This is a genomic window from Acinetobacter lwoffii (assembly GCF_024129355.1).
In the GTDB taxonomy this organism is placed as follows: Bacteria; Pseudomonadota; Gammaproteobacteria; order Pseudomonadales; family Moraxellaceae; genus Acinetobacter; species Acinetobacter lwoffii_I.
The window spans coordinates 136,109-153,900 of record NZ_JAMXXP010000004.1 but is presented as its reverse complement, the minus strand read 5'-3'; the positions used below and the strand labels follow the sequence as shown (position 1 = coordinate 153,900).

The 17,792-nt window shown below is 45.9% G+C and carries 15 protein-coding genes; 9 read left to right on the top strand and 6 right to left on the bottom strand.

The genetic code is table 11. The features are described 5' to 3' along the window. Positions 1-230: 230 nt before the first annotated feature. Positions 231-848 carry an SPOR domain-containing protein gene (locus tag NI468_RS04390; RefSeq protein ID WP_005245641.1) on the bottom strand — a complete coding sequence of 206 codons (618 nt, stop codon included), beginning with the start codon at positions 846-848 and terminating at the stop codon, positions 231-233. A gap of 357 nt (positions 849-1,205) precedes the next feature. Further along, positions 1,206-2,996, bottom strand: a complete 1,791-nt coding sequence (argS, locus tag NI468_RS04385) for an arginine--tRNA ligase (RefSeq protein WP_253100183.1) — start codon at positions 2,994-2,996, stop codon at positions 1,206-1,208. A gap of 259 nt (positions 2,997-3,255) precedes the next feature. Between argS and NI468_RS04380 the strand changes: the two genes are divergently transcribed. Next, positions 3,256-3,543 carry a DUF2798 domain-containing protein gene (locus tag NI468_RS04380; protein WP_004647201.1) on the top strand — a complete coding sequence of 96 codons (288 nt, stop codon included), beginning with the start codon at positions 3,256-3,258 and terminating at the stop codon, positions 3,541-3,543. 88 nt (positions 3,544-3,631) lie between these two features. Here the strand turns inward: NI468_RS04380 and NI468_RS04375 are convergent, their stop codons facing one another. Genes NI468_RS04375 through NI468_RS04365 form a run of 3 tightly spaced genes read right to left on the bottom strand, consistent with a single transcriptional unit; the run spans position 3,632 to position 6,088 of the window. Further along, on the bottom strand, positions 3,632-4,933 hold the full coding sequence (locus tag NI468_RS04375) for a DUF445 domain-containing protein (RefSeq protein ID WP_253100180.1): 1,302 nt from the start codon (positions 4,931-4,933) through the stop codon (positions 3,632-3,634). A gap of 11 nt (positions 4,934-4,944) precedes the next feature. Continuing rightward, positions 4,945-5,496 (bottom strand): CC0125/CC1285 family lipoprotein, encoded by a 552-nt coding sequence (locus tag NI468_RS04370; RefSeq protein WP_004281269.1) that lies wholly within the window; start codon positions 5,494-5,496, stop codon positions 4,945-4,947. Positions 5,497-5,548: 52 nt separating this feature from the next. Then, the gene (locus tag NI468_RS04365; RefSeq protein ID WP_253100176.1) at positions 5,549-6,088 is read right to left on the bottom strand and encodes a DUF924 family protein; all 540 of its coding nucleotides are present in this window, start codon (positions 6,086-6,088) and stop codon (positions 5,549-5,551) included. A 211-nt stretch (positions 6,089-6,299) separates the two neighbouring features. Between NI468_RS04365 and gshA the strand changes: the two genes are divergently transcribed. Continuing rightward, the gene (gshA, locus tag NI468_RS04360; RefSeq protein ID WP_253100173.1) at positions 6,300-7,877 is read left to right on the top strand and encodes a glutamate--cysteine ligase; all 1,578 of its coding nucleotides are present in this window, start codon (positions 6,300-6,302) and stop codon (positions 7,875-7,877) included. 18 nt (positions 7,878-7,895) lie between these two features. After that, complete coding sequence (locus NI468_RS04355; protein WP_253100170.1) at positions 7,896-8,423, top strand: disulfide bond formation protein B; 528 nt, start codon at positions 7,896-7,898, stop codon at positions 8,421-8,423. A 52-nt stretch (positions 8,424-8,475) separates the two neighbouring features. Here the strand turns inward: NI468_RS04355 and NI468_RS04350 are convergent, their stop codons facing one another. Continuing rightward, entirely contained in the window at positions 8,476-9,807 is a 1,332-nt protein-coding gene (locus tag NI468_RS04350; protein WP_253100167.1) for a GPI inositol-deacylase, read from the bottom strand. 246 nt (positions 9,808-10,053) lie between these two features. Between NI468_RS04350 and NI468_RS04345 the strand changes: the two genes are divergently transcribed. The 6 genes from NI468_RS04345 (at position 10,054) to urtD (ending at position 17,792) form a co-directional block, all read left to right on the top strand. Further along, entirely contained in the window at positions 10,054-10,647 is a 594-nt protein-coding gene (locus NI468_RS04345; RefSeq protein WP_253100164.1) for a YqiA/YcfP family alpha/beta fold hydrolase, read from the top strand. Position 10,648: 1 nt separating this feature from the next. Beyond that, complete coding sequence (gene parE / locus NI468_RS04340; protein WP_004647209.1) at positions 10,649-12,529, top strand: DNA topoisomerase IV subunit B; 1,881 nt, start codon at positions 10,649-10,651, stop codon at positions 12,527-12,529. 360 nt (positions 12,530-12,889) lie between these two features. Next, positions 12,890-14,170, top strand: a complete 1,281-nt coding sequence (gene urtA, locus NI468_RS04335) for an urea ABC transporter substrate-binding protein (RefSeq protein WP_004647210.1) — start codon at positions 12,890-12,892, stop codon at positions 14,168-14,170. A gap of 94 nt (positions 14,171-14,264) precedes the next feature. Then, the gene (gene urtB / locus NI468_RS04330) at positions 14,265-15,899 is read left to right on the top strand and encodes an urea ABC transporter permease subunit UrtB (RefSeq protein WP_004647211.1); all 1,635 of its coding nucleotides are present in this window, start codon (positions 14,265-14,267) and stop codon (positions 15,897-15,899) included. A 4-nt stretch (positions 15,900-15,903) separates the two neighbouring features. Beyond that, on the top strand, positions 15,904-16,977 hold the full coding sequence (urtC, locus tag NI468_RS04325) for an urea ABC transporter permease subunit UrtC (protein ID WP_004647212.1): 1,074 nt from the start codon (positions 15,904-15,906) through the stop codon (positions 16,975-16,977). After that, the gene (gene urtD, locus NI468_RS04320; protein ID WP_004647213.1) at positions 16,974-17,792 is read left to right on the top strand and encodes an urea ABC transporter ATP-binding protein UrtD; all 819 of its coding nucleotides are present in this window, start codon (positions 16,974-16,976) and stop codon (positions 17,790-17,792) included. The genes urtC and urtD overlap by 4 nt, the downstream gene beginning before the upstream one ends.

The following is a 17,792-nucleotide window of genomic DNA, read 5'->3' as shown; positions in this document are numbered from 1 at the left end:
GCGTTTTAAAACATCAGACTGCCTATCAAAGAGATTATTTATTGGTCGAATAATCTCAAAACCTGATTGACTACCAAGACGGTATCTCATCTGCTAGAAGGTGAGGGAACTTCCCCCCTTTCTAAAGATGGATTTAATTTTTAGCTAATCCCTCCCAGCCTCCCTTTTAAAAGGGAGGAGCTAAAAAGCAATAAAAAAGCGCCTGATGGCGCTTTTTTATTTCTAGAAATTTATCGTTTCACGACGATGGAATCGATCCCGCTATTTTGTAAGGTTTGCTGTGCGATAATCGCGGCTTCGGCAGAATCATAAGGGCCTGAAACCACGCGATACCAGACTTTGCCATTTTCTACACTGCGTACCACATCGGCAGATAAACCATTGAGAATAATTTCGGCGCGGCGGGCATCGGCCTGATCTGGATCATCAAAGCTGCGAACTTGCAGAATATAACTGGCCGGAGCGGCAACGGGTGCTTCGCTGGCTTCTAAACCAGGCTCAGTTGTGGTCGCCTCAGGTGTAGCCACTTCAGGTCGAGGTGCTTCTACAATCACTACCGTATCCTGATTTTTGTTTTCAGGGACGGCCTGTTCAGGAATCGGCGTCACTTGCTGTTGTGGTAACAGGTCATAAAAACGATAATCTTTGTTGGTATCTTCTTCTTGGACAGATTCAGCACTTGTTTGAGTTTTCGGTTTAACCGGTTCCCATGGCTTCCAGAGCATCAGTGCCATCAAAAAACTTAACACGATTAAAATGATCACGAGTGTGCCGAGCCAGGTTGGAATAAGTGGCTTTTTAGGCTTATTCGGTCTTTCAGATACACCGCGTTGCGTTTTTCCAAACACTTGGGATTTTCCTCTTATTAATCGGGACATATAGAAAAGGCATAACAGCAGTTATGCCCCTACTATCACTTCATCCTATGTGATCAGGATACAAAAGTCATCCTCTAGATCAAAAATCACACAGAATTTTAATTTATCTGTATCTTCAAGCACATAGCTAAAGTTACAAAATGTCTGCTCAGCAGATAAACGGCAATGTTTTGCTTACATGCTCACTTCGAGCATAGCTCTTGTCTTGCATCAATGTAAAAGCAGTGCTTTGACTATTTACCTTCTTGCATCAATGTAAAAGCAGTGCTTTACATTTCTGCTTCGAGCCTAGCTCTCGCCTTGCGAGCATGCAAAACAGTGTTTTGCTTACATGCTCTCAGGAGCTGATACGCCAAGCAGTTCCAGACCGTTACGCAGTACCTGACGCACGTTCACTGATAACAATAAGCGTGCTTGGGTCAATTCAGCATCATCACCGAGTACTTTATTGTCGTTGTACCAGCCGTGGAATAATGCTGCTAGCTCTTTCAGGTAGTTACCGATTTGATGCGGCTCATAGCTGTTTGCAGCACGTACCAGAATTTCTGGGTAGGCAGCCAGCTTGGCCAGGATTTCAGTTTCAGCATCAAGTTCAAGCTTGGCCGCCAAATTACGTGCTGCTATAGCATCAAAGTTGACATTGGTAGAAGCTGCTTTTTCTAACATACGACAGATACGGGCATGTGCATACTGGATGTAATACACGGCGTTGTCCTTGCTTTGTGACACAGCAAGATCCAAGTCAAAATCAATGTGCTGTTCAGACTTACGCATTACGTAGTAAAAACGTGCAGCATCATTGCCGACTTCTTTACGCAGATCACGCAAGGTCACAAACTGGCCTGAACGGGATGACATTTGTACCATTTCGCCGCCACGCCAAAGACTTACGAACTGAACCAGAAGAACCGTTAATTTCTTCGAGTCATAGCCTAGCGCATCAATGGCCGCTTTTACACGTGCGATATAACCGTGGTGATCTGAACCCCAGATATCAATAATATCGGTATAGCCACGTTGTAATTTGTTCAGGTGGTAAGCAATGTCAGACGCGAAGTAAGTGGTCTGACCATTACGACGTTTCACGACACGGTCTTTTTCATCACCGAATGCAGTGGATTTGAACCAGATGTTGCCATCCAGTTCATACAGGAAACCACGCTGATCTAAGGTCTGTAAGGCTTCTTCAATTTTGTCTGTCAATGATTCTTCGCTGAACCATTGATTGAAGGTTACACCAAATTCGCCTAGGTCATCTTTAATATCATCTAAGATAGCTTTAAGCGCGGCTTGCAAGAATACGCGGTAGCCTGTGCCAATTAACGCTTGTGAATTAAAGATCAAACCATCGATGTGTTTTTCTTTATCGCCAGACAATATGACTTTATTGCCATCTGCATCTAATTCAGCTGCAAACTGTACATCTTCAGGCACGTTTTTATACACGTCAGCCACAGGACGTACATAGGCGTCGCCATCCTGATCAATAATGCTTTGCGCGATTTCTTTAACGTAGTCACCTTGGTAGGCATTTTTCGGGAACACCAGTTCCTGACCCGTTAATTCTAAGTAGCGCAGATAAGTCGAAGTCGCCAGAATGTCCATTTGACGGCCAGCATCATTGACATAGTATTCGCGGTCGACTTTAGCACCAGTCGCTTCAAGCAAATTCGCAACCGTCATACCATACGCGGCACCACGACCATGACCTACGTGCAGGCTAGAGGTCGGGTTGGCAGACACGAATTCAACCTGGATACGTTTATCCGCATTGACCTGGGTACGACCATAAGTCGCCTGTTGTGCCTGAATTTGATCAAGGACTGCAAAGCGCTGGTCAGCATTCAGGAAGAAGTTAATAAAACCAGGACCGGCAATTTCTGCCTTGCTGATATCCGCCACTTCAGGCAGGGCAGCAAGAATTTTTTCCGCTAAATCACGTGGCTTCATACCCGCAGCTTTCGACGCGATCATGGCAATATTCGACGCAAAGTCACCATGGCTTCGGTCTTTGGTACGCGTCAAATTACTTGTATTGTTCCAGTCAGATGGGAGTACGCCTTGTGCCTGTAAAGTGTGCACTGCATGATCGAGAGCTGCTTGTATTGCCGTATTCATAATCAGTCGAAAATAGAGATCGCAGAAAAACAGCAAATATAGCAAATTTCAGGCTGTTTAGGTAAAAGCATTTCTAGGGAATAAAAAGTAGAGGATCACTTCGTCAGAAGTTTTTGACTAAAGAAAGGGAAAATCAACGGATTAATCCCGTGAAAATAACACCAGTTTTCAGCTCAACATTTCAGATGAAAAAAACAATGCTTCACCCTACAGAATTTGGCTTATATTAGTCATCTGAAAACAGTAAAAAGAGCATGTCGTGGCTGCATCACAACGTCCGACCATTATCGGTCATATTCCTAAACTCCCTGCAAAATGGGCATTGATTATTGTGCCTTTTATCCTGTCCTGCCTGATGAGTGGCATTATTTCCATGATCAATATGCTGCGTAATCTTGGCTGGATTGATGGATTTATGGCACTCTGGTTTCATAACTGGATGATTTCCTGGGCGATTGCTTTTCCGATTGTGGTGACCTTATTGCCGTTCGTACGCAAATTCACGGGGCTATTGGTCGATATGTCCGGACCTCAGCCACCCAAGTGATCATTTTTTAAATCTTAAATTTGATCTGGCTGGAGTCAATTCTTGGATATTTTAAAAGTCGGGATGTATGGGACGAATAGCGTCATCTTTAAATTAAATGCTCTACCGCCGCCCGGATAATCCCAAGTACCAGACCGATACAGGCACCGACCACGACTCCATTGACCCGGATCATATGCAGGTCGCCGCCGACTTCATTTTCAATCTTGTCGATCATCTCGCTTGAATCCCATTCGTGAATGCGCTCGCTGATAAAACGAATCACTTTTTCACTGTACTGGTCACTCAGGTCAACCGCGATTCCGCTGAGACGTTTATTCAGCAGCTCACGTACCGAGGCATTCGAGATGATATTTTCACCGACCTGTTGAATAGCAATTCTGAGATTTTCCGCAATCCCCGAATCCGGTTTTTGCAAGTCAGCCTTGATCGCATCACATAAAATCACCACCGCACCGCTGATAAAATTCAGCACTTGTGGGCTATCCAGTAAGGCATCTTTGGTTTCATTCAGACGTTGGCTGGCTTCACTGTCATTATCCGCCAGCTGCAACATCCAGCTATGTCCCATGTTCTCAATTTTAAGTCGCCATGGATGATCTGGATCGGCCAGCATGGCTTCAACCCGCCCGATCACGGAATCAATACTGCGTTGCTGCACGTCAATCCCGATCCAGCTGGCGCCTTTGGCCAGTTTCCACACGCCCATTTCCTTAAACAGGTTGCGGGTCAGCTCGCGGGTTTGTTCCGGATGTGAGGTCATCCAGGCATGTACCACATCCAGTCCGCGCTGTAGCACATCCTGATGGAAATCATTGTCCAGAACGGCATGCAGCATTTCGCTGGCCAGAGTATTGATCTGGGTATTTTTGACCCATTGCACACTGTTGCTCTGGATAAATCCGGCAATCTGTTCCTGTCCGACAAATTCAAAGATTTTAGGAACCGTCTGTTGAATTACCTGAGTCACTTGGACATTATTTTGTGGATTGGCCAGCCAGCGTCCTGCAGCCAGACTCAGGTCGGTACTGTCCAGACTGCGCTGTACAATTTGCGGAGAAAGAAAATTTTCCTGCACAAAACGGCCCATCGACTCTGCAATACGGGCCTTGTTGCGTGGAATGATTTCGGTATGGTCGCGTAAAAACTTGGGAATGGGCAATCTGCCAAAAGGGTTACGAAACAGCACGGTAATCGCATACCAGTCCGCAAGACCACCGACCACACCCGCTTCTGCCGAGAGCATCAGAATATGAATGAGCCAGACATATTCAGGTAGCAATTTGGCTGCAACCATCAATGCCAACCAGATCAGTACGGCGACCACCAGGGCGATGGTCGCGAAACGTTTACTGCGTTGTAAGCTCGGGGAGATACGCTCTGTCTGCATAGATCATCCTGTCAGGAGGGATTGGCCGGTTGCGGTTGCAGCACTGCACCGGATGGACTTAAACCATATTTAGCCCCAAGTGACTGTAAAATCAAGCGGGCATCAAAGGCATCTTGAGGCGCCTGATTGGCCTTGAAGCATTCAATGGTATAAGCCACCTGGGCAGGATCCAGAGTCACGGTATAAGGACGGTCATAGAATGGGTCTGGCCAGAATCCCGGATATCGGCGGTAATACCCGTACGGATAAAAGCTCGGCGCCGGATAGACGATGGCTTGCCGTGGAGGTTGCTGGGTGCGGTTACTTGGATCATTCAGTACTCTGAAGAATTGAAAGCCATTTTGTACGGTGGTCTGTGCGGCTTTGAGCAGGGTAATTTCTTCAGCTGTGCCAAAGCTCATATTGGGACGGGCCTGAAAGCTGATACGGTAAGTGTTGCTGTTGAGGGGAGTGGTACTGTAGCGACCTAACTGATCAAATGTTAAGGGCTTTGATGGTGTGGTTGCACAGCCAGTCAGGCTGATGGCAGCAATCACACTCAATCCCAGTAGCATGTTTTTCATGTTCGATCTCCTGATGCAATGATCCAGTTCAGACAGCCGGTCTTAAAAAATCTTAAAAACTGCTATCGGGTTGGGTCAGGAAAGTAAGTTCTTCATCGGTCGATGCACGACCCAGAATCTGGTTTCGGTGCGGATAACGTCCAAAGCGGTCAATAATAACTTTATGCTTTTTCTCAAATTCCAGATTGGTCGGATTGCCCAGACGCTGAAACAGTTTTAAGGCGAATTCATGAATTAGTTTGGATTCGCTGTGCATAAATGGCATATACAGAAAGGCACGTTGTTCTGGACTGAGCTGTTGATCCAGGTTCAGGCTGATGGCTTCCTGAGCCAAGGCCAGTGCCAAACTGTCTTGGGCAAAAGCTTGGGGAGAATCACGGAATAAATTTCGTGAAAATTGATCTAGCACAATAATTTCGGCCAGCCGACCTTCTGCGGTTTTACGCCAGCCCCAAAGTTCAGCCCGGGCTGCCTGCTGATGGGTGCTCATGAACTGCTGTGCAATACTTTGGTCGAATTCATGACTTTGGCTAAACCACAGAGGCTGGCTGTCCGCATGAAACCAGAAGTCTAAAATATCTTGATAATTCATAATATTTACAATTCATTAGCATCTATTTGTTAATAAAATCACAAATTTTCCATGTCTTATAGAGGAAGTTTGTGTTAAAAATTTGCCAAATTAAAAATCAATGGTTTGCCTGAAAACTAGGCAGCCTGTCATATGCCGGCACGAAATCACGTTATACTGATTAAACCGATGATTTTAATTTAATAATTTAGCCCCCTTAAGCGAGATTGTAATGAGTCAACCTGAATCGACTTCCCAAAATGTATTACCGACCTGGGTCGAGTCGTCACTCATCAAAGGCATGCTGCGTGGTATCGAGCGTGAAAGCTTGCGTATGCAAAGTGATGGTTTCCTGTCACAGGCAGCGCATCCTCGTGCCTTGGGTTCAGCCTTGACTCATCCACATATCACCACGGACTATTCTGAAGCGTTGATGGAGTTTATTACTCCGCCACAGGACAGTATTAAAAAAGCGCTGGACTATCTCAGCGATATTCATGCGATTGTGCATCGTCATCTGGAAAATGATGAAAAGCTCTGGCCGTTGTCGATGCCATGTATGCTCGACAGCCGCGATGACAGCATTCCGCTGGCACAATATGGCAGCTCGAATATCGGTCTGTTTAAAACCTTGTATCGTCATGGTCTAGGTGTGCGTTATGGCCGCCGTATGCAGACGATTTCAGGCGTGCATTACAACCTGTCTTTCCCGGACCATCTCTTCGAGGCACTGCAACAGCAGGAACAGGACGAAGCGCTGAAAGCATTGAGCTTGCAGGATTATCGCAGCCATCGCTATATGGGCCTGATCCGTAACTTTATTCGTCTGACCCCACTGGTGATGTTCCTGATCGGGGCCAGTCCGGCAGTCTGCCAGTGCTTTATGACTGGCCGTGATCATTTCTTGCTGCCATTGGTGAAAGGCACTTTGTATTCGCCTTATGCGACCGCGCTGCGTATGGGACGTTTTGGCTATCAAAACTCTGCGCAGAAACAGCTCGGTATTCACTACAATAATTTGCAGGACTATCTGGACGGACTGCAAAAAGCCGTTAAAACGCCGTATAAACCGTTTAGTCGTCTGGGACTAGATGATGCCAATGGCCAGCCGATCCAGATCAATGATCATGTGTTGCAAATCGAAAATGAATATTACAGCTTAGTGCGCCCGAAACAGGTGCCACTCGCGGGTGAAACCCCGTCACAGGCACTGGAAAATCGTGGGATTGCCTATGTCGAGCTGCGCGCAGTCGATGTCAATCCATACAGCCCGATTGGCATTAATGAAGATACGGCCGGTTTCCTTGAAGTGGTAGCCTTGTACTGTTTATTGCAAGATAGTCCGGCACTACTCAGTGATGAACAGGATATTATTGAGCAGAATCAGGCTGAAGTAGTGAACCGTGGTCGCGCGCCAAATGCGGCAATTATGGAAAATGGCCAGTCTTATCCGATTGAAGATTGGTGTGCCATGCATTTGCAGCGTATGCATCCCCTGGCCAAGCTGTTAAATTCAGCCTACGACAGTACTCTATATACTGATGCTTTAAAAACCATGATGATCCGGGTCGATGAAGTCGATGCCACCTTGTCTGCTCTGGTGGTCGGGGATACACGTGAGCAGGGCGGTATGTGGCATTTTGGCCAACATCTGGCCCAACAGCACAGCAGTGTCTATGAAGAACATCAGCTCAGCCCGGAAACCCTGGCTTATTTTGAAGAAATGTCACAAAAGTCATTGCAGCAGCAACAGCAACTCGAGCAAGATAGCAGCATCAGTTTTGCTGATTATTTAGCCCAATATCGATAAAAAATAAGAGGATTCACCATGCAATGGGGTTATCGCTTCGTGAGTGGTATGTTGTTTCTGGCTGCTGTCATCGGCATGGCATTTGCCTTATATCTTGAGCATGTACAGGGTCTGGCGCCTTGTCCGCTCTGTGTGTTTCAGCGTGTTGGATTAATCGGACTCGGGATCATCTCACTAATCGCATTCCTGCATAATCCTGCATCCAATCTCATGAAGCGGATCTATGCCTTGCTGGGTTCGCTTAGTATTTTATGGTCTGTGGGTGTAGCTGCGCGGCATGTCTGGTTACAGAACCTGCCACCAGATCAGGTACCGAGCTGTGGTCCTGGTCTGGAGTACTGGCTGGACACCTTGCCGATGCAGTCTGTACTGCAACAGGTGCTGAATGGTTCTGGGGAGTGTGCCACGATTGACTGGACTTTCTTGGGCCAATCCCTACCGGTCTGGTCGTTGATCTTCTTCAGTATTTTATTGCTGATCAGCCTGTGGCAGCTGCTGCGTAAATACAAAACTGCACCGGTGAAACGACTCAGAGATAAATACTAATCAAGTTCCTATTAAAAAGCCCTCAATGGAGGGCTTTTTAATGTACGGAGAGTTAAGTCAGGGCAATACCTTCCAGACTGTCCAGATCCGTCATATATTCACGAATCTGATCAAAGGCTTCATCTTCTACACTTGGATAGAACCAGCGCGCCACCTGTTCCGCCACCAGTGGATGATACTGAATTTCAAAATGGTTCAGGCCATAAAAAATCGCCTTGTTTGCGTCCGGGACTTTAAGCTGGAAACGCGGATTGGGATGCTCGCCCAAAGCACTTTTAATACTGACCAGATAATCGCCAATCATATGCAAGGTCTTGTTCTTGCGGTTTTCAAACTCGATGGTACCGGCGACCAGATAGGTATCGATATGAGACGGAATCGGGGCAGGTTTACGGTGATCATCCATAAAGCCAATCCGAAGCGGATTATGCTCCCAGTCATCATCCCGGACGCTGCCATGGCGTAAATCCAGAATACCGTTACTGCGAATATTGACCAGATGACCAAGCAGCCGTATCAGTGGGAAATGTCCGAGTTTGTCCTGCAAGCTAAAACCAAAACGTTCCAGTACCGCACCATGATGCGGTGAACCCAGACAGACCAGATTCTCCACCATGTTGACCCAGCTATACATATTCTGCTTGCCATAGAACAGTGCGCTGCGTGACACCAGTCCACCCATGCTATGGCCGATCAGGTCAATACTGGTAATTCTCGGATTGCGAGCAATCAGATCCTGTAAGGTATTCGCCAGACTTCGACCATTGGCAGAAATCCGGCGTCCAGTATTGTAATTCAGGTAGAGCATGGTATTGCGGTCGCGCTGCGCCAGTAATTTTGCCCCAATGCCTTCATATTTGCGATTTGACCAGTCTAAATGGTTCATGCATAAGCCATGTACAAACAAAGTAATACGACCGCTTAGCTCACCTTTTTGCAGCGAGCCATAATGGTCATAGATCACCATCGGCAGGGCTAGAGGGTTTTGATATTTCAGCAGATAATCCCCGATAATGCCATTTAAGACACTGACCAGAAAATGCAAGGAAGGTGTCAGCGGTTTATTATGCAGTTTAGGAAAGCGTTCAATAATCTGGCGCAAAGCAGGGGCAATCAGGGTATTGCCGTAATGAAACAGCATGTCATAAGACATTTGGTAGAGCCGCACGATTGAAGGAATATTCTGAATTTTTTCTGAATTATTTTCACTTAAACCAAAAATACTCATTAAGATTTCGCGTTGAATACTCTTGATCAGCTCCTGAACCACATCGTTAAAGCGCATCGTCACCAGCTGCGCCAGACCTTCCAGTACATCGGCCTGACTCGGCGGGGTTCGGTCCCATCGACAATAGGTTTCATGTAACGGTGTCAAACTTGGCATCTGATCCTGTCCTTTCAATGAGCCGCATGTGGTGCCATCTTTCTTTTTAAAGAACTTCGCGGTATAAATTCTTTTTCTTGTTGAGTTTCCTGATTTTGAGGGCCTCAGCTTAAAATAACGAGAATGAGAGAAGATTTTGAGCTTTTTTGTCAGACAATTTAAGCAATTAACTGGTCTTATAACGTAGTGTACTTCACATTATTTAAATTAAATTTTGATGATTGATGGGTTTTTTGTTGGTAGTTCATGAATATCATTTATTTGCATGGTTTTAAAAGTAATTCGAACTCGATCAAGGGGAAATTGCTGCAACATTACTGTGCAAAGTATCCTGAAATTCAGGTACATTTACCCGATTTAAACATGTCACCGAACGCTGCCATTGTACATGTTTCTGGCCTGATTGAATCGATGCATGATGTGGCGTTACTGGGCAGTAGTCTCGGCGGATTTTATGCGACACATCTGGTCGCACAGCATGCTGTGCCTGCTGTACTGATCAATCCGGCAATGCGACCATGGCAACTGTTTCGTGAACTGTTTGACGAGCAACTGCCTTATCAAGTCCATCCGAACTGGTGTCTGGATGAGGCAGATCTGTTACAACTGCAGCAATTGGCCCTGCCTGTTGCACAAGATGCAGACAAAATACTGGTTCTGCTGCAACAAGGCGATGAAGTTTTGGATTATCGTGAAGCACATCGTTATTATAGTGCTGCGCATCCCCCTGCAATGCTGATGACTGAAGCGCATGGCAGTCACGGGATGGATGATTTTGCGGAAAAAATTCCGTTCGTCTTACAGTTTTTATTGGACTGCATAAAAAAGGAAACCGAATAACGTGTCTCAATATACGGCTCAATCTCTTGAAGTTTTATCTGGTCTGGATCCGGTCCGTCGTCGTCCGGGCATGTATACCGATACTTCTCGTCCCAACCATTTGGCACAGGAAGTGATTGATAATGCTGTCGATGAGGCACTGGCAGGACATGCCAACAAGATTACCGTCACGGTCTATAAAGATGGTTCTTTATCAGTCGAAGACAATGGCCGTGGTATGCCGGTGGATATTCACCCTGAATACGGCCAGAGCGGTATTGAAATTATCATGACCAAACTGCATGCCGGCGGTAAGTTCAGCACCGATAATTACCAGTTTTCCGGTGGTTTGCATGGCGTTGGGATTTCAGTGGTCAATGCGCTTTCGACCCGGGTAGAAGTTGAAGTTCAGCGTCAGGGCAATCTGTATAAAATGGCCTTTGAAAATGGCGAACCGGTTGCACCGCTTGAAGTACTGGCAGGTAAGGCACCGAAACGGGTATCAGGAACTACTGTACAATTCTGGCCTGAAGCCAAATATTTTGATTCACCTAAATTTGCCCTCAAAGCGTTAAAACATAATCTCAAAGCCAAAGCTGTTTTGGCGGCGGGCTTACAGATCAACTATGTTGATCAGATCAATGATGAAAAGATCACCTGGCAGTTTGAAAATGGTCTGGTTGATTATTTGATGGATGAGCTGGAAGACCGTGAAATTATTCCGGCACCGGCTTTTGTCGCCACAGGCGATGCAGAACGCGCCAGCGCAGAATTTGCGATTTGCTGGAATGTCGAAGGTGGAGAAAGTGTTCAGGAATCTTATGTCAACCTGATTCCGACCGCACAAGGGGGAACGCATGTGAATGGTCTGCGTTCAGGCGTCACCGATGCGATGCGTGAATTCTGTGAACTGCGTAATTTGCTGCCGCGGAATATGAAACTCTCTGCCGAAGATGTCTGGGACGGCGTCAATTATATCCTGTCGCTGAAATTTCAGGAGCCGCAATTCTCAGGTCAGACTAAAGAACGTCTATCGAGCCGTGAAGCAGCTGGAATTGTGCAGAATATTGCCAAAGATGCCTTTGCATTATGGTTGAACCAGAATTCTGACATCGCCATGCAACTGGCAGAAATGGCCATTTCCAAAGCCGGTCGCCGTCTCAAAGCAGCGAAAAAAGTAGAACGTAAGAAAATTGTCGCGGGTCCAACCTTGCCGGGGAAACTGTCGGACTGTGTAGGCCATGATCTGGATCAGTCAGAACTGTTTATTGTGGAAGGGGATTCTGCGGGTGGTTCGGCCAAGCAGGCGCGTGATAAGAACTTCCAGGCGATTATGCCAATTCGTGGAAAAATCCTGAATACTTGGGAAGTCTCTTCTGACGAAGTTCTAGCATCGCAGGAAGTACACAATATTGCGATTGCCATTGGCGTTGATCCGGGTTCGGATGACTTGTCTGAACTGCGTTATGGCAAGGTCTGTATCCTGGCGGATGCCGACTCGGATGGTTTGCATATCGCGACTTTGCTGTGTGCCTTGTTTGTGAAGCATTTCCCGACTCTGGTAGAAGAGGGGCATTTGTATGTCGCAATGCCACCATTATTCCGTATTGATGACAACAAAGATGTGCATTACGCTTTGGATGAAGATGAGCTGAATAGCATCCTGAAAAAATGCAAAACCAAGAATCCGCAAATTACCCGATTCAAGGGGCTGGGCGAGATGAATGCCAGCCAGTTACGTGAAACCACACTTGATCCAAACACGCGCCGTCTGGTGCAACTAGATCTGGATGATGCTCATCATACTGCAGGTTTATTGGATAAACTTTTGGCGAAAAAACGTGCCAGTGACCGTAAAGACTGGTTAGAACAAAAAGGTAATCTGGCAGATTTGGTGGTTTAAACTATCGAATTTAAGCAATAAAAAATCCCGCAAGCGCGGGATTTTTTTGTTTTAAAACAGTGCAAAAATTACTCAAGATGCTGCACTTTATTTGTACATCATCTTCTATCTCACTTCTGCTATGTTTTCATTGCTCTTTGCGCGACCTACTTAGAGTTAAGCTCGGATACAGCATTTAAATACAGGTTTAATTCTTTTTAGTATTACTAAATTCATGATTCATAATACGAATAATGAGATCAGTTAAATTAATTTTTTTTATTTTTTGAAGCCTTGGCACAGAAATTGAATCACTCCATCCAGATGTACAACAAGACAAGCATGAAAAATGCACCATTATAAAGTTTGGAGAAAAATCTGATGTTCCAACGCAATTTATTTTCAAAAAGTATTTTAGCCGCAACCATGGCAGGGGCTGTTGCATTAACGGGATGTTCAAAATCTGCTGAAAAAGCAGAAGCCCCGGCCGCAGAAAGCAAAGTCGCAGACAGCGGCGACACGATTAAAGTCGGGATCCTGCATTCATTGTCAGGCACGATGGCAATTTCTGAGACCTCACTGAAAGACACGGCCTTAATGGCGATTAAGGAAATCAATGACAAGGGTGGGGTACTGGGTAAGAAACTGGAACCGGTGGTGGTCGATCCGGCATCAGACTGGCCACTCTTTGCAGAGCAAGCACGGCAGTTGATTACCCAAGACAAAGTTGCGGTAATTTTTGGTGCATGGACATCGGTATCGCGTAAATCTGTTTTGCCCGTTGTTGAAGAACTCAATAGTTTATTGTTCTATCCAGTACAGTATGAAGGCCAGGAACAATCAAAAAATATTTTTTATACCGGTGCTGCACCAAACCAACAAGCCATTCCTGCGGTGGAATACTTGATGAGTGAGGAAGGGGGTAAGGCTGAGCGTTTTGTATTGCTCGGTACGGACTATGTGTACCCACGGACCACCAACCAGATTTTACGTGCTTTCTTAAAGTCTAAAGGTGTGGCTGATGCGGACATCATGGAAGAGTACACTCCATTTGGTCACAGCAACTATCAAACCATTGTCGGCAATGTGAAGAAATTTGCAGCGGGTAAAAAGACCGCGGTGATCTCGACCATCAATGGCGACTCGAATGTGCCGTTCTACCGTGAACTGGGTAATCAGGGCATTAAAGCTTCTGATATTCCAGTGATGGCGTTCTCGGTGGGTGAAGAAGAACTGCGTGGTATTGATACCAAGCCATTGGTCGGTCATTTGGCGTCATGGAACTATTTCATGTCAGTGAAGAATCCGGTCAATACTGAATTCACCAAAAAGATGAAGCAATACGCGGTTGAATTTAAATTACCGAATGTCGATAAGCTAGTCACCAATGATCCAATGGAAGCGACCTATGTCGGTATCAACATGTGGAAGCAAGCCGTTGAAAAAGCAGGTTCTACAGAGGTCGATAAAGTCCGTGAAGCGATGGCAGGTCAGGAATTCAAAGCACCATCGGGCTATACCCTAAAAATGGATGCAAGTAACCATCACTTACACAAGCCAGTCATGATTGGCCAGATTCGTGGTGATGGTCAGTTTGATGTGGTCTACAAAACATCTCAAACTATTCAAGCAGAGCCTTGGAGCCCGTACATTCCTAAATAATACCTATCTTTTGCCTGCTACAGCCGTAGCAGGCATCCTCTGATTTTTTTCTTACTCTCCACGGAAAACTTCCAATGGAATAGGGGTGTATATAATGAATATTCGTGTGAATATCGCCACTATTTTTCTGTTGTGTATACAAATATTTTGTATGCAAATGGCAACAGCAGAAACCTCTTTACAACACAATAATTCAACCATAGCGATACAACCACAAGATGCGATTCAGCAATTTGTGCAAGGTGATTTTGCTCAACGTCGTGCTTTACTCAATCAATGGCCAGGCAGTATTGAACAGTTAGATCAGCTTGCAGAATATGTTGAAAACGACCAGCTTTATAGCGATTCTCAAGGACAAACCTATATTTTAGAAGCCGATGATCAGTTGCTCAGTTATCCAAGTTTAGATGCTGTTGCAGATTGGCCAAGCGACCTTGCACAAGTCACTTTGGTGAATACCTTGCGTAAAGCATTGACCTTTGGTTTGGCACAAAGCAAGTTGAAGTCGGATGATGCCTCTGAGCGTTTAGAAGCGATTGATATTTATGAAAGCAATCTTGCGGAACTTGATATAGCACATATCAATGCGCTGTATTTAAAAGAACAAAATAATAAAGTCAAAGCCCGTTTGGCACAACTGAAAGCGCGTCTGGATTATGAAAACTCAGATGTGCTCGTCAAAATTCAAGCCGCAAAAATTTTACAAGATTCTAATCGTCCTGATGTCTTGGCGATGATCGACAATGAGTTGTCACAGCCGACTATCCATCCTGAGCTGAAAGCGGCTTTGCTTGAAGCGAAAAACAGTATTAAAACCCGGATTCAAGCCAGTGAATGGACTGGGCATTTATTTTCAGGGCTGAGTACCGCCAGTATTTTGTTGCTTGCTGCACTGGGTCTTGCGATTACCTACGGTTTGCTCGGTGTGATTAATATGGCGCATGGTGAGCTCATTATGATTGGCGCCTATACCACTTATGTAGTGCAAAGCCTGTTTAAAAGCTATTTGGGCAGCTATGTCGATTGGTACTTAATCGCCGCGATTCCTGCGGCATTCTTGGTAAGTGGGCTGATCGGCATGTTGATTGAACGTACCGTGATTCGTCCGCTATATGGTCGCCAGTTGGAAACCTTGCTTGCCACTTTTGGTGTCAGCCTGATTCTGATGCAATTGGTACGCATGACTTTTGGTGCGCAAAATGTCGAAGTTTCTAACATTTCCTGGCTGTCAGGCGGGATCTCGATTACTCCAAGCTTGATGCTGCCCTATAACCGTATTGCGATTATTGTCTTTACCATTGCAGTGCTTTTGTTGTTGGTTTACCTACTGAATAAAACCCGTTTTGGTCTCTTCGTTCGTGCGGTGACACAAAACCGTCAAATGGCGCGAGCAGTCGGTATTCGTTCTAGTCGTATCGATATGACGGCCTTTGGTTTAGGTTCAGGTCTTGCAGGGTTAGCCGGATGTGCTTTGGCACAAGTGGGTAACGTCGGGCCGGATTTAGGGCAAAACTACATTATTGATGCCTTCTTGGTGGTGGTTGTCGGTGGTGTAGGTCAGGTGTGGGGTGCAGTCCTTGCAGCGCTTGGTCTGGGTATTAGCGGTACCGCCTTGGAAATTGGCATTGGTGCAGTACTGGCAAAAATTGTTCTCTTGGTGCTTGTGATTTTGTTTATTCAAAAACGTCCACAAGGTTTGTTTGCCATCAAAGGCCGTTTTGTGGAGTAAGCACATGAAGATCATACAATTATTATCCGACAAACCGCATAGTGGCATTGCGATTGCCGTGTGCTTTGCCATTTTATTGGCATTGCCATGGTTACACCTGTTACCTGCCGATTCAACCCTGCATTTATCTGCGTATTGGGTCACCCTGATTGGCAAAATCATGTGCTTGGCCTTGGTCGCTTTGGCACTCGATTTGGTGTGGGGTTATGCCGGCATTTTAAGTTTGGGGCATGGTTTGTACTTTGCCCTTGGCGGTTATGCCTTTGGCATGTACCTGATGCGCCAGTCTGCAGGGGATGGTATTCCTGACTTTATGCGCTTCCTGAGTTGGACGGAAGTGCCATGGTTTTGGGTGGGGACTGAATACTTCCTTTGGTCATTGGTATTGGTGGTATTAGTACCGGGCATCATTGCCTTTATTTTTGGCTTCTTTGCCTTCCGTTCCAAAATTAAAGGCGTGTATTTCTCGATTATTACCCAAGCTATGACTTTTGCTGCTGCATTACTTTTCTTCCGTAATGAAACCGGCTTTGGTGGCAACAACGGCTTTACCGGTTTTAAAACCATTTTAGGCCTGGACATTACCTCGGCATCGATGCGGGCAAGTTTGTGCTTTATCACCGCTTTGGTATTGTTGCTGTGCTTTATTGGTTTACGTCATTTAATGAATAAACCTTATGGCCGTGTACTCGGTGCAATTCGTGACAGCGAAAACCGTCTGCAATATTTGGGCTACCGTACCTTGTGGTACAAGCTCTCGGCATGGGTGCTATCTGCGGTGATTGCAGGCATTGCAGGGGCACTGTATGTGCCACAAGCCGGCATTATTAACCCAAGTGAAATGAACCCGGTGAACTCGATTGAAATGGCAGTCTGGGTGGCAGCGGGTGGACGTGGCACGCTGATTGGTCCATTGATTGGGGCAGGCTTAATCAATGGAGTAAAAACCTATTTTACTTCGGCTTATCCTGAAGCATGGCTGTTGATTTTGGGTACGTTATTTATTGTAGTGACCATCTTCCTGCCAAAAGGCATTATTGGTCTGTTTGACCGTTTTAAAAAGGAGCGTAGCGAATGAGCGAGATCCTACAACCGCATGGTGGTCATGCCACTGAAGGCTATGGTCGTCCTAAAGAACAAGGCGCGGACTTTACCCACGGTATTGCGCTGTATTTAGAAAAAGTCAGCGTCTGGTTTGATGCTTTTCGTGCCTTAAATGATTTGTCGCTCTACATTGAAGAAGGGGAATTACGCTGCATCATCGGGCCGAACGGGGCAGGTAAAACCACCCTCATGGATGTGATTACCGGTAAAACGCGACCAACCGAAGGCACAGCATTTTTTGGGCAAAACTACGATTTAGCCAAAATGAGCACTGAACAAATTGCCGAAGCAGGCATTGGGCGTAAGTTCCAAAAACCGACCGTGTTTGAAAATTTCACCGTCATGGAAAATCTGTTACTTGCTGCACCCAAAGACAAGCGCGTGAAAAAGAGTTTCTTTAGCAAACTCGATCCCGATGCCCAAAATGCCCTGGATGAATCACTTGCGCAAATTCGTCTGCAAGAGTTCATTAATAAACCTGCTGGCTTGCTGTCGCATGGTCAAAAGCAATGGTTAGAAATCGGCATGCTACTCATGCAACGTCCAAAACTGATTTTACTGGATGAACCTGTAGCAGGCATGACCGATGCCGAAACCGAACGCACGGCGGAGCTGTGTTTAGAACTCAAGAAAAACCATACCCTTGTAGTAGTCGAGCATGACATGAGTTTTATTGACACCATTAGTGAAAAAGTCACGGTATTGGCACAAGGGGCAATTTTGGCAGAAGGCACATTGGCAGAAGTTCAGGCCAATGAAGATGTCATTGAAAAGTATCTAGGACGTTAA

Bases quoted from the DNA above. Each gene is read 5' to 3' on its own strand.
- urtA (WP_004647210.1), top strand. From the start codon at position 12,890: ATGTTCCAACGCAATTTATTTTCAAAAAGTATTTTAGCCGCAACCATG.
- NI468_RS04355 (WP_253100170.1), top strand. From the start codon at position 7,896: ATGCAATGGGGTTATCGCTTCGTGAGTGGTATGTTGTTTCTGGCTGCT.
- NI468_RS04375 (WP_253100180.1), bottom strand. From the start codon at position 4,933: ATGCAGACAGAGCGTATCTCCCCGAGCTTACAACGCAGTAAACGTTTC.
- urtB (WP_004647211.1), top strand. From the start codon at position 14,265: ATGAATATTCGTGTGAATATCGCCACTATTTTTCTGTTGTGTATACAA.
- argS (WP_253100183.1), bottom strand. From the start codon at position 2,996: ATGAATACGGCAATACAAGCAGCTCTCGATCATGCAGTGCACACTTTA.
- NI468_RS04370 (WP_004281269.1), bottom strand. From the start codon at position 5,496: ATGAAAAACATGCTACTGGGATTGAGTGTGATTGCTGCCATCAGCCTG.
- urtD (WP_004647213.1), top strand. From the start codon at position 16,974: ATGAGCGAGATCCTACAACCGCATGGTGGTCATGCCACTGAAGGCTAT.
- NI468_RS04345 (WP_253100164.1), top strand. From the start codon at position 10,054: ATGAATATCATTTATTTGCATGGTTTTAAAAGTAATTCGAACTCGATC.
- urtC (WP_004647212.1), top strand. From the start codon at position 15,904: ATGAAGATCATACAATTATTATCCGACAAACCGCATAGTGGCATTGCG.
- NI468_RS04365 (WP_253100176.1), bottom strand. From the start codon at position 6,088: ATGAATTATCAAGATATTTTAGACTTCTGGTTTCATGCGGACAGCCAG.
- gshA (WP_253100173.1), top strand. From the start codon at position 6,300: ATGAGTCAACCTGAATCGACTTCCCAAAATGTATTACCGACCTGGGTC.
- NI468_RS04350 (WP_253100167.1), bottom strand. From the start codon at position 9,807: ATGCCAAGTTTGACACCGTTACATGAAACCTATTGTCGATGGGACCGA.